11 protein-coding genes are annotated in these 12725 nt (G+C 46.7%); 3 read left to right on the forward strand and 8 right to left on the reverse strand.

Annotated elements, in window-relative coordinates; genetic code table 11:
* Positions 1 to 102 precede the first annotated feature (102 nt).
* The 7 genes from HYN51_RS00255 to HYN51_RS00285 all read right to left on the reverse strand — a co-directional run bounded on the left by HYN51_RS00255 (position 103) and on the right by HYN51_RS00285 (position 6142).
* A complete protein-coding gene (locus HYN51_RS00255) occupies positions 103 to 1383 on the reverse strand; it encodes a valine--pyruvate transaminase (protein WP_108901011.1) in 1281 nt (426 codons plus the stop codon).
* Between the two features lie 288 nt (positions 1384 to 1671).
* Complete coding sequence (ghrB, locus tag HYN51_RS00260; RefSeq protein WP_108901012.1) at positions 1672 to 2646, reverse strand: glyoxylate/hydroxypyruvate reductase GhrB; 975 nt, start codon at positions 2644 to 2646, stop codon at positions 1672 to 1674.
* 80 nt (positions 2647 to 2726) lie between these two features.
* A complete protein-coding gene (locus HYN51_RS00265; RefSeq protein ID WP_108901013.1) occupies positions 2727 to 3716 on the reverse strand; it encodes a GlxA family transcriptional regulator in 990 nt (329 codons plus the stop codon).
* A 180-nt stretch (positions 3717 to 3896) separates the two neighbouring features.
* The gene (locus HYN51_RS00270; protein WP_108901014.1) at positions 3897 to 4556 is read right to left on the reverse strand and encodes an OmpA family lipoprotein; all 660 of its coding nucleotides are present in this window, start codon (positions 4554 to 4556) and stop codon (positions 3897 to 3899) included.
* Positions 4557 to 4575: 19 nt separating this feature from the next.
* Positions 4576 to 4845 carry a YMGG-like glycine zipper-containing protein gene (locus HYN51_RS00275; protein WP_108901015.1) on the reverse strand — a complete coding sequence of 90 codons (270 nt, stop codon included), beginning with the start codon at positions 4843 to 4845 and terminating at the stop codon, positions 4576 to 4578.
* Between the two features lie 287 nt (positions 4846 to 5132).
* Entirely contained in the window at positions 5133 to 5576 is a 444-nt protein-coding gene (locus tag HYN51_RS00280; protein ID WP_108901016.1) for an N-acetyltransferase, read from the reverse strand.
* Positions 5573 to 6142 (reverse strand): DNA-3-methyladenine glycosylase I, encoded by a 570-nt coding sequence (locus tag HYN51_RS00285; RefSeq protein ID WP_108901017.1) that lies wholly within the window; start codon positions 6140 to 6142, stop codon positions 5573 to 5575. Before HYN51_RS00285 ends, HYN51_RS00280 begins: the two co-directional genes overlap by 4 nt.
* Before the next feature lie 124 nt (positions 6143 to 6266).
* Here HYN51_RS00285 and glyQ point away from each other — a divergent pair, with 124 nt between their 5' ends.
* The 3 genes from glyQ to HYN51_RS00300 all read left to right on the forward strand — a co-directional run bounded on the left by glyQ (position 6267) and on the right by HYN51_RS00300 (position 11073).
* Positions 6267 to 7181, forward strand: a complete 915-nt coding sequence (gene glyQ / locus HYN51_RS00290) for a glycine--tRNA ligase subunit alpha (protein ID WP_108901018.1) — start codon at positions 6267 to 6269, stop codon at positions 7179 to 7181.
* Positions 7182 to 7190: 9 nt separating this feature from the next.
* Positions 7191 to 9263, forward strand: a complete 2073-nt coding sequence (gene glyS / locus HYN51_RS00295) for a glycine--tRNA ligase subunit beta (protein WP_108901019.1) — start codon at positions 7191 to 7193, stop codon at positions 9261 to 9263.
* A 337-nt stretch (positions 9264 to 9600) separates the two neighbouring features.
* Positions 9601 to 11073: a DASS family sodium-coupled anion symporter gene (locus HYN51_RS00300; RefSeq protein WP_108901020.1), complete on the forward strand. Its 1473-nt coding sequence runs from the start codon at positions 9601 to 9603 to the stop codon at positions 11071 to 11073.
* A gap of 88 nt (positions 11074 to 11161) precedes the next feature.
* Here HYN51_RS00300 and HYN51_RS00305 read toward each other — a convergent pair whose 3' ends face one another.
* Entirely contained in the window at positions 11162 to 12070 is a 909-nt protein-coding gene (locus tag HYN51_RS00305; protein WP_108901021.1) for an acyltransferase, read from the reverse strand.
* Positions 12071 to 12725: the final 655 nt, after the last annotated feature.

Raw genomic sequence — 12725 nt, forward strand, 5'->3', positions numbered from 1 at the left:
CGTGTGCGAAGGTGCGGGATTGTTAAGGGCGCGCGCGACCCCCCTTAACTCGGCCACAGGCAATGAAATTAATTTAAACACAGGGCTATTAGTGGACGAAATTTACACAAATCTTGATTGGTTTTTTCCAATACAATTCTCTCTATGTGCTTTCTCAATTTCTTCCGCCAAAACAATAATTCCCTTTTCTATTAACTCTGGCTCCGGTACATAGTTCATCCGCATACATTGTTGGGTGTGAGGCCACGCCTGTTCCAGTCCGGGGAAGAAATAATGCCCTGGCACCATCAGTACGCCACGGGCTTTCAGGCGTAGATACAGGGTTTGGCTGCTGATGGGTAAATCTTTGAACCACAACCACAGGAAGATGGCACCTTCAGGCTTGTGGATCAGACAGCGTTCTGCCGGAATGTAGCGGCGAATAATCGCCAGTGTTTGTGCCACGCGCTGTTGATAGAAGGGGCGGATCACCTGCTCTGACAGACGAAGTAAATCGCCGCGCTCAATCATCTCTAAAGCCAGTGCCGGGCCAATACTGCCGGGAGCCAGACTGATGATGCCATTCATATTGCTTATCGCCTGAATCGTCTCTTCATTGGCGATGACAATTCCACAGCGAGTACCCGGTAAACCTAATTTAGACAGACTCATGCACAAAATGGTATTGAAATTCCATAGTGGTGTGGCCTGACTAAAGATAATACCGGGGAAGGGAACACCGTAGGCGTTATCGATAATCAGCGGGATCCCTTTCTGGTGGGCAATGGCATCCAGACGCATTACCTCTTCATCGGTCAATACGTTGCCCGTTGGGTTGGTTGGACGGGAGACACAGATCGCGCCAATATCATCGCCAATATTTAGGTGGTCAAAGTCGATGTGATATTTAAACATGCCTTCAGGCAACAGCTCGATGGTTGGTTTATAAGAGATCAAAAGATCTTCTTCCAGACCGACATCAGCGTAGCCGATATATTCTGGTGCCAGTGGAAACAGAATTTTCTTCACCTGACCATTCGGCTGATGACCGGCGAACAGATTAAACAGATAGAAAAATGCACTTTGGCTGCCGTTGGTTAGGGCGATATTTTTCGCTTCAATCGGCCAGCCTAGCTCTTTGCTCAACATCTCTGCCAGCGCCGTCAGAAAGGTATTTTTCCCCTGAGGGCCATCATAGTTACAGATTGATTCGGTGAGCTTGCCTTCTGCCAGCAGATCGGTACAAAGCTGAGTAAAGTAGTCTTGCATCTCCGGGATTTTTGCAGGATTACCGCCTCCCAGCATAATGGCGCCAGGAGTGCGTAAACCCTCATTCAAATCACTCATTAACTGGGTGATGCCGGAGAAACGAGTAAATTTTTTACCAAAAGATGAAAATACCATGTTAACTCATTGATGTTATAGGCTGAGGAGGATAACTATTCACCATACCGACAGACCTCAGCGGGTGCAACGGGTGAATATACGGTCAGTTTTTATCTGAAGCTCTGTGATTTTCATCATATCTGGTTAAATGTGTTGTTTTTTGAGCTTTCAAATAAGGCATTCGATAGGTTTATCTCACCAATTACGAGGGATTGTGCTGGTAAATAAAATGCATTTTTACCGTGGCTACATCAAAAATATGTGTGATTTGATACAGACACGGTAAAAGAAGGACTCATTTTTGTATTAGCGGATAACCTGAGGGTTAACGCAGTTGCCTTCAATACTGTCCGTCATGGCGGCAATCAAGTTATCAACGGCGCTAGCGGCCATGGCGTAGCGTGCCTCAAAGGTCGCAGAACCAATATGCGGTATGGCAACCACATTAGGCATCGACAACAGCGGGGAGTCTGCTGGCAATGGCTCTTTTTCAAATACGTCCAGGCCAGCACCTGCAATGGTGCCTTGCTGTAGTGCTTCGATTAATGCCGCTTCATCCACTACCGGACCGCGCCCGGCATTAATAAAGAAAGCTGATGGTTTCATTAGTGCTAATCGTCCTGCATTAATCAGATGGCGAGTTTGTGGATTTAACGGCAAAATCAGGCAGACATAATCGGCGACGGACAGCAGTTTATCCAATTCCATATGAATAGCATTGAAGCGGTTTTCTGCCTCTGGATTACGGTTGCGAGTGTTATAGACAATTTTCATATCGAAACCAAAATGTGCCCGTTGGGCCAGTGCGGTACCAATACGGCCCATCCCAATGATCCCCATAGTTTTATGGTGAACATCGGTGCCAAACCAACTTTCGCCAACGTTTCCCTTCCACTCACCGGCTTTTACCCGTTCAGCCACGTTAACAATGCGGCGACCACAGGCCAGCACCAACGCCATAATGGTATCTGCCACCGTATCCGTCAGGGCTCCCGGCGTATGCATCAAAGGAATTTTTCTTTCGGTCAGGGCATCAACATCAAAGTTGTCATAACCGGCTGAAATGGTGGAAACGGCTCTGAGTATCGGAGCTTGCTCTAAAAGCTTACGGTCAATATTTTCACTGGCACCGATAATGCCTTCGGCTTGACCAAGGGCGTTAATAAAGTTGGCACGATTTTCATGGGTAATGGAATCAAAAGCGGTAACGGAAAAGCGTTGTTCAAGTTTGGCCTGTAAATCTGCGGGCAGTTTCTTATAGGAGACGATAGATGGCTTCATGTCCTGTCCTCTGCGATAGAATAGATTGTCAGAGACAAAACATTACCATAACTGATGAATAACCATGACCGGTTTTTGGTTTATTTACTGGGTGATTGGTCTGCCTTTATTTTGAACTGTTTTCGGTAGGATGAAGGGGAAATATTCAATGCTTTGGTAAAGTGCTGACGCAGTGACGCCACTGTATTAAAACCGGATTCTGTTGCAATCTTCTCCATCGAATGATGACCGGATTCCAGCATGCGCTGTGCCTTGGCAATGCGTTGATTCAACAGCCATTGCATGACTGTCGTGCCGGTGGTTTGTCGCACATGTCGGGTAAAGGTACGGCGGCTTAATGCCCCTTTTTGCGCCAGTGAATCGATAGAGTGCGGTAGTTCAGGATGTTGAGCTGCCCAGTTAAGCACTTGGGATATACGGTCATCCTGTCGTGATACCGGCAGTGGAATTTCAATAAATTGTGCCTGCCCTCCCTGACGATGAGGTGCAACAACCATTTGACGGGCAACCTGATTGGCGATTTCTGCCCCGCAAATTTGCCGTAGCATATGTAAGCAGCAATCAATCGCTGCGGCCATACCGGCGGAGGTCAGAATATTCCCTTCATCAATATAGAGTTCCGCTGCGCGCAGTTCTACTTCCGGATAACGCAGGCTAAAAGCATTGGCCCATTTCCAGTGGGTAGTTGCGGCCTTACCATTTAATAGCCCGGCTTTAGCCAGTACAAAAGCTCCCAGACATAAGCCGACAATTTTTACACCCTGTCGGTTAGCCTGTTTCAGCACATCAATAAACTCTTCGGGAGGGGCAATATCAATGCGGTGCCAGGATGGTACCATGATGATATCTGCCTGCTGGAAGCCTTCAATACCGTATTGGGTGGTGATGCTAAATCCCATAGCGCTTTCTATCTGGTTTTCTTCCAGAGCACAGGTAATTACCCGAAAACGGGGAGAACCATTCTGATTCAGCACATTACTGAATACCGTATGGGGAATAGAGAGATGAAACGGGTTAATGCCCTGATAAGCGGCAACGGCAATGGTGATCGGGTTGGTCAGCGGTTCCATGCATATTCCCTAGGCTTCAGGCAAAGATAATTGGCCTGATTCTATCGATATCTGTCATTCAGGTCACTATCTGATAAATGCGGAATGCCGAAAAATAACCGAAGTGTTAACTGAATTATCAGCAATAAAAAACCGGCGCAATTTATAGCGCCGGTTTCCTACAACACACTTAAACATTCATCACAAAGGACTTAGCGTAATCGTCACACGACGGTTCTGAGCTTTGCCTTCTTCTGTACTGTTAGAAGCGATAGGTTGGTCTGGACCCACACCCTGAGTGTGAATGCGGTTAGCGGCCACGCCCTGAGTAATTAACGCGCTGGCTACGCTGTCAGCGCGTTGCTGAGACAGGTTCATGTTTAACTGACGCGAACCCGTGCTGTCAGTATGACCTAGAATGTTTACAGCCGTTTTGTTGTACTCTTTTAATACCATCGCAACACCGGTCAGGGTGTTAGCACCCGCAGGCTTCAGCGTACTGCTGCTGGTATCAAAAGTAACATTGTTTGGCATATTCAGAATAATCTGATCGCCCGATCGGGTAACGCTCACGCCAGTACCTGCCATTTTTTCACGCAGTTTAGCTTCTTGAACGTCCATATAGTAACCCACGCTACCACCAAGAGCCGCACCGGCAGCAGCACCAATCAGGACACCTTTACCACGGTCTTTCTTGGACGATGACAGTGCACCTACACCCGCGCCAACAACAGCACCAATACCTGCACCAATGCCAGAATCGCCAACTTGTGATTCACCGGTATAAGGGTTAGTGGTACAACCCGAAACGGCTAATGTTCCGCTAAGTGCAATAACCGTGGCAATCATAAATTTTTTCATACATATACCTTAAACAGAATTACTGACCTGAGCTATTGCCCAGAATGGCCCCGGAAGCAGCACCAACCGCAGCGCCTGCGGCAGCACCAATCAGGGCTCCCTTAGAATTATCTTTGTGCGAGGAAGATAACGCACCGATGCCAGCTCCGACAACGGCCCCAACGCCAGCACCAACACCTACGTTTGCTGCTTGGTTGTTATTGGGATTACTTCCACCATATGGATTTGCACAACCTGCCAATGACAGCATAGATGTAACCACGACAACTGCTGTAATAAATTTTTTCATGATTTGTACCTCGTTGAATCAACATCCTGATACAGGAGATTAAAGCCTAATTTTTGTGGAAAGGAAGCTTCTTTACGCAAATTTTTCAATTGCAGGACACTTCTTTAACAACCGTAAAAGGCCGTTATACGGCATCATGGCGTCATCTTTATCACTGGCATCAGGATTGTACCTTTATGATTATAGCAGGCTGATAATAGGTGAAAGGGTAATTAAGTGCGGTCGCTAGGACGCGTAATAACGCTTGCGGTGGTAGCGTTGACCTCGGGTGAGATTAAAGGGTGTTATCAGGTAGTGATTAGCGGGGCTTGCCATTGCATGATTAAGGTTATCTGTTCTGTTTCTGGATGGGGTTGTTCACTGACAATATGAAAACCCATCGCCAGATAAAATTGAAGTGCGTGGGTGTTTTCCCGATAGACCTCAAGTAGCAGCCTAGGATAATGAATTTTAACTTGCTCAATCAGCGCCTTGCCAATTCCTTTTCTCTGTTGGTTAACATCAACAAATAGTGCCCCGATAAACTGCTGCTCCATCACACTGATAAAACCGATGATTTTATCGTTTTCACAACAGACCCAAGTGGTGGCATCAGGAAGATAGACATCGCGAACTAATGGTTCACTTTCTTGCCAATATGATTGCTCAATAAAGGGGTGCGCATGGATTGTGGTGGTTAGCCACAAGGCCATTAGCATATCCAGATCCTGTGCCTGATAGCGACGAATCACGACGGGTTATCCGGATGGCAGAAGCACTCAATCATATGATCGTTAACCAGCCCCATGGATTGCATAAAGGCATAGCAAGTCGTGGTGCCGAAAAATTTAAAACCACGTTTTTTCAGCGCCTTTGCCATGGCATCAGAAATTGGGGTGGACGCGAGAAATTCCGCAGGTTTTTTCATCGAAAGATGATTGAGGATCGGCTGATTTCCCACAAATGACCAGATAAAGGTAGCGAAATCTTCTCCAGCAGCCTGCATCGCCAGATAAGCTTTAGCATTATGCACGATGGCTTCTAGCTTGCCACGATGGCGAATTAGTCCTGCATTTTCCATCAGTTTATCGATGTCTTTTTCCGTCATGGCGGCGATCTTTACCGGATCAAAGTGGTGGAAACATTGACGATACGTTTCACGTTTTTTCAATACGGTAATCCATGAAAGTCCGGCTTGTTGTCCTTCCAGACAAATTTTCTCGAACAATTTTTGATTGTCGTGAACGGGTTTACCCCACTCGTTATCATGATACTCAATGTAAAGCGGATCCTGATTAACCCAACTACAACGTTGCATATATTTCTCCTGATTTTTGACAAAATCCTGTGTCTGGTATGGATTAGAGCTGCACATCTGGTCGTCTATAGGTATACTTATCAGCTACATTAATTAAATCTACTCTATCGCGCGCGGATCCAACATGCAGAAGTTCGATAATAAAACCTTTCAGGGATTAATCCTAACATTACAGGATTATTGGTCGCGTCAGGGCTGCACCATTGTCCAACCATTGGATATGGAAGTCGGTGCTGGTACGTCGCATCCAATAACCTGCCTGCGGGCTTTAGGGCCTGAGCCAATAGCCGCTGCTTATGTGCAGCCTTCCCGTCGTCCGACGGATGGTCGCTATGGTGAAAACCCTAACCGCTTACAGCACTACTACCAGTTTCAGGTCATTATCAAACCCTCTCCGGATAATATTCAGGAGCTGTATCTTGGCTCACTGAAAGAGCTGGGCTTGGATCCGACTGTGCACGATATCCGTTTTGTTGAAGATAACTGGGAAAACCCAACGCTGGGTGCCTGGGGTCTTGGCTGGGAAATTTGGTTAAACGGGATGGAAGTGACTCAGTTTACCTATTTCCAACAGGTAGGTGGTCTGGAGTGTAAGCCAGTAACAGGCGAAATTACTTACGGGCTTGAGCGTCTGGCCATGTATATTCAGGGCGTGGACAGCGTTTACGATTTAGTCTGGAGTGACGGTCCTTTCGGTAAGACGACTTATGGTGATATCTATCATCAAAACGAAGTGGAGCAGTCTACCTATAACTTTGAATATGCCGATACTGACTTCCTGTTCAGCTGCTTTGAGCAGTATGAAAAAGAAGCACAGAAGTTACTGGCACTAGAAACGCCGCTGCCGTTACCGGCTTACGAGCGTATTCTAAAAGCGGCCCATAGCTTTAACCTGCTGGATGCCCGCAAAGCGATCTCCGTGACCGAGCGCCAACGCTATATTCTGCGTATTCGTACGCTGACCAAAGCGGTTGCTGAGGCTTATTATGCTTCTCGCGAGGCATTAGGTTTCCCTATGTGTGATAAGAAAAAGGTTTAAGAGAACGCCATGACTCAACAAACTTTCCTTGTGGAAATCGGCACGGAAGAGTTGCCACCAAAGGCGCTTCGCTCTCTTGCTGAATCTTTTGCTGCAAATTTTAAAGCGGAACTGGACAACGCTAATTTGTCCTACAGTGCGGTTGAGTGGTTCGCTGCTCCGCGTCGTCTGGCGCTGAAAGTCACTGAATTGCAAGGCTCACAGCCCGATCGTGAAGTTGAAAAGCGCGGTCCGGCAATTGCTCAGGCGTTTGATGCTGAAGGTAAACCAAGCAAAGCCGCAGACGGTTGGGCGCGTGGTTGCGGTATCACCGTTGAGCAGGCTGAACGTCTGGCGACGGACAAAGGCGAATGGCTGATGTATCGCGCTCAGGTTAAAGGCCAACCGGTGCAGGCGCTGTTGTCGGATCTGGTCGCTCAGTCATTGGCTAAATTGCCAATCCCTAAGCCAATGCGCTGGGGTGATAAAGAGACTCAGTTTATCCGCCCGGTTCACACCGTAACGATGCTGTACGGCAGCGAACTGATTGACGGAACGATTTTGGGCATTCAATCCGATCGCATTATTCGCGGCCACCGCTTTATGGGCGAACCTGAGTTCACCATCGGTAGCGCCGATCAGTATCCGAAAATTCTGATCGAACGCGGCAAAGTAATCGCCGATTATGATACCCGTAAGCTGCTGATTAAGCGTGATGCGGAAGCCGCTGCTAATAAATTAGGTGGTGTTGCTGATATCAGTGAAAGCCTGCTGGAAGAGGTGACCTCGCTGGTGGAATGGCCGGTAGTGTTAACCGCTAAATTTGAAGAGAAGTTCTTGGCCGTTCCGTCTGAAGCCTTAGTGCACACCATGAAGGGCGACCAAAAGTACTTCCCTGTGTACGACCCTCAGGGTCGATTAATGCCGAACTTTATCTTCGTTACCAATATTGAATCTAAAGATCCGCAACAGATTATTTCCGGTAATGAGAAAGTGGTTCGCCCACGTCTGGCGGATGCGGAGTTCTTCTTTAATACTGACCGTAAGCACCGTCTAGAAGATCGCCTGCCACGTCTGGAAACCGTTCTGTTCCAGCAACAGCTCGGTACTGTACGTGATAAATCCGATCGCATTCAGGCACTATCCGGGTGGATTGCCAGCCAGATTGGCGCTGACGTTAACAAAGCGGCCCGTGCAGGCTTACTGTCGAAATGCGACCTGATGACCAATATGGTGTTTGAATTTACCGACACGCAGGGCGTGATGGGAATGCACTATGCGCGTTTTGATGGTGAAGACGAGGAAGTCGCCGTTGCGTTGAATGAGCAGTATATGCCTCGCTTCGCCGGTGACAATCTGCCTAATTCGCTGGTGGCCTGTGCAGTCGCGATTGCCGATAAGATGGATACTTTAGCGGGTATTTTTGGTATCGGTCAAAACCCAAAAGGGGATAAAGACCCCTTTGCACTGCGTCGCGCAGCGTTGGGCGTATTGCGTATTATCGTTGAGAAGAATTTACCGTTAGATCTGGCTATGTTAACCGAAGAAGCCGTGCGTTTGTACGGGGATAAGTTAACTAACACTAACGTTACTGATGATGTAGTTGAGTTTATGCTGGGCCGCTTCCGTGCCTGGTATCTGGACGTTGGCTACAGCATTGACGTGATTCTGGCGGTATTGGCTCGTCGCCCAACTAAACCGGCCGATTTTGATGCACGGGTTAAAGCGGTGTCACATTTCCGTTCGTTGGATGCTGCGGTTTCATTGGCGGAAGCCAACAAACGGGTATCGAATATTCTGTCCAAGGCAACGGATACGCTGCATGACAGAACCAACGTGGCAATACTCAAAGAGCCGGAAGAGATTCATCTGGCAACGCATCTTGCCGTATTGCGCGATAAGCTGGAACCACTGTTTGAAGAAGGACGCTATCAGGAAGCGTTGGTCGAACTGGCGGATCTGCGTGAATATGTCGATGCTTTCTTTGATAAAGTGATGGTGATGGTTGATGATGACGCTATCCGAGTTAACCGACTGACATTACTGAGTAAATTACGCGAGCAGTTCCTGAAAGTCGCGGATATCTCTCTGTTACACAGTTAGTTTGCCCTACCGATGACCAATAGGCTGTTTCGGCTGATATTGCTGAAACAGCCTGCTGGAAAATCAAATATCCTGCCGTTGTTAAAATTTTGTAGCCACCCGACTTTTTTAAACAATATGTCTGTTCTGGCTGTATAAAACCAGTATGATGAGTTTTGTTGAAAATATGTGAAATGAAATGATTTTATATGACAAGGGGCCGCGCGTTTTTATCAAACATGCGCGATTCCTCTATCCCGAAATCAATTTGTTTATGGTGTAACAAAGGCGCTATTTAGCCTGAATTTATCTCTGTTTTTCTGAGATCCCTATTCTGTTTGGATAAGTGGACAATATTATGGACAAAATGACTCCGCTAAGACCTGTTCCTTCTCTTATCGCCATCGCGATTACGCTGCTCGTCTGGTTCGTTATTCCAGTTCCTCAGGGGGTAACACCGAATGCTTGGCATCTGCTGGCGCTGTTTGTAGGAACCATTGCCGCCATTATCGGCAAGGCGATGCCTATTGGCGCCATCTCGATAGTGGCCATTGCGCTGGTAGCGCTGACGGGTGTTACTAACCCCGGTAAGCCCGGTGCTGCGCTAAATGATGCGTTAAGTGGTTTTTCTAATCAGCTTATTTGGCTGATTGGTATTTCCATTATGGTTTCGCAAAGTTTGAATAAAACGGGTTTGGGCGCACGTATTGGTTATTACTTTATTTCTCTGTTTGGTAAAAAAACGCTCGGTATCGCCTACGCTCTGGCAATCGCTGAAACCACCTTGGCACCCGTTACGCCAAGTAATACAGCCCGGGGTGGCGGCATCATTCACCCGATTATGCGCTCTATTGCCGACAGCTTTAACTCTAAACCAGAAGCCGGTTCGACAGAGAAGATAGGTCGTTACCTTGCTCTGGTGAACTACAATATTAACCCTATTACCTCGGCGATGTTTATTACGGCAACGGCACCTAACCCGCTGATTGTCGCGCTGATTATTAAGGGAACAGACCCCAGTATTGAATTCACTTGGGGGATGTGGGCCATTGCAGCACTGATTCCGGCCATTGTTTCATTGATTGTTGTTCCGTTGGTGATTTACTGGCTATATCCACCAGAAATTAAGAGCACGCCGGATGCGCCACTGTTTGCTAAGGCAAAACTGCGGGAATTGGGCGCGGTATCGCTGTCTGAGAAGATAACCTTGGCGGTATTTGGGTTACTGTTGGTGATGTGGGCGGGGATTCCGGCATTCTTTCTGGGAGAGGGCTGGGCAGTAAATCCTACCACCGTGGCGTTTATTGGCCTTTCTATCTTGCTGATGACCGGCGTTTTGAGCTGGGAAGATCTGCTAAAAAATAAAGGTGCTTGGGATACGGTGGTATGGTTCTCCGCGCTGGTGATGATGGCGACCTTCCTTGGTAAGTTGGGCCTAATTGACTGGCTTTCGCAGACGGTAGGTGGTGCCATTGATAATCTGGGTATTGGCTGGATTGGCGGTACCATTTTGTTGACGCTGGTTTACGTCTATTCCCATTACTTCTTTGCCAGCACAACGGCCCACATTACTGCGATGTTTGCCGCTTTCTTCGCCGCCGGTTTGGCGCTTGGCGCACCTCCGGCACTGCTGGGCTTAATTCTTGCCTTTGCATCTTCATTGATGATGTCGCTGACCCATTACGGTACAGGTACAGCCCCCATTATCTTTGGCTCCGGCTATGTGACGTTAACCGAATGGTGGAAAACGGGGTTTATTCTGAGTGTGGTCAACCTGATCATATGGATAACCGTCGGTGGCGCATGGTGGAAGTGGTTAGGATATTGGTAATTATCAGCTCTTCTTAACGGAGACTGAAAGATAAAGGCCTGCAAAAATGCAGGCCTTTATGATTTTTAATCATTGATTAAAAGATAGGTTATTGCTGCGGCTTACTAAACTGTTCTTTTAACTGGCTAAGCAGCAAATCTTTTCTCTGCCAAACCTCATGCAGCCATTGCTGGAACTGGCGTTTAAACGCCTTATCATTCATATAGTCACCGCGAATACTGTCATCGACCGGCAGGGTTTCGATACGAATCACAATACGCTTCATTTGACCGCTCAGCAGATCAATAAAGGGCTTAGCTTCGTTTTCAGGGTAATAGAGGGTGACGTTGAGAATTCGGTCAAACTGCGCGCCCAGCACGTTGAGTGCCAGTGCAATACCTGCTGATTTTGGTGGCAAAAGGTTTTGATAAGGGGAGTTGAGCTGCTCTCTCTTTTGTTCGGTAAAACGCGAACCTTCCACAAAGTTAACAATGGTGGTGGGATGATTGCGAAACTTTTCACAGGAGTGGCGGGTCGTTTCAATATCTTTACCGCGCTTTTCTGGGTGTTTGATCAGATAAGCTCGTGAGTAGCGGCGCATAAACGGCATGTCCAATGCCCAACAGGCGATACCAATAAAGGGAACCCAAGCTAGCTGCTGCTTGAGAAAGTATTTATTCATTGGAATGCGGTTACGCATAACGACACAAAGGGAGACGATATCGGTCCAGCTTTTATGATTACTAATCAGCAGGTACCAGGTCTGTTTACTGAGATCTTCTGCACCCTCAATATCCCATTCAATGCGATTGGTTATTTTCAAAATCAGGGCCAGAGAAACACACCAGCACCACATCATAAAATTACAGAATGCAGATACGCCACGGCTGACTACTTTAAACGGTAGCAACAGTTTAAATACGCCAGCGATTACCATCGGTACAGAACAAAACATGGTAAAAACGAGGGTTAATATTGTCGTGATGACAAAGATAATTGGGGCAAACAGTTTTGGCATATCTATTTTTCGTTACGGGTCTACTGGCATCCAATACAACGAATACTCATCATTATTCAAATTTTGGCTAATTCTAACAGAAAGCTAAAAACTAAAATAAATTATTGCAATAAGTTAGGGGGAAACAATCGCGTAATGAAGGCTAACATATTAATAAATGGGTCAATGAACAAAATCTGCGAAGAGTTGGAAGGCTCACCCGAAAGTATTGGTGATGGTTCTATTTCAATCTTTTAGCCGGTGGGTGGAATTGACTGCGGAGATATTGCCAGAATGAATGTATTGCTTTAACCGGTTTTATAACGCGATCTTTTGATGTGCCAGATGAACTCTCTTTCATCTCCTTTTTTACTAAAATTATTCGGTTAATTATCAGAAAAGGGAACCATAGCTATTGACAGATATGAATCACTGATAAATCAAATATCCACAGTTGAAGATCGTGCTATATTGAAAGTGTAAACTTGCCTTTTATATATATCTCTTTGATTTGTTGATGTTTATTTTTTGATTTTGGATGTATATCCTATTGTTGTATAGCATGAACTAACTTTTACCCACCGAGTTATCCACAGATTTTATGGGTAAATTCATGGATTTTTTTCCTGCCTGTATCGCTAAAGTTAAATAAGCTATTCGTCTCTTGGCCTCAGCT

Origin of the sequence: Limnobaculum parvum (genome assembly GCF_003096015.2) — a bacterium.
Lineage (GTDB): Bacteria > Pseudomonadota > Gammaproteobacteria > Enterobacterales > Enterobacteriaceae > Limnobaculum > Limnobaculum parvum.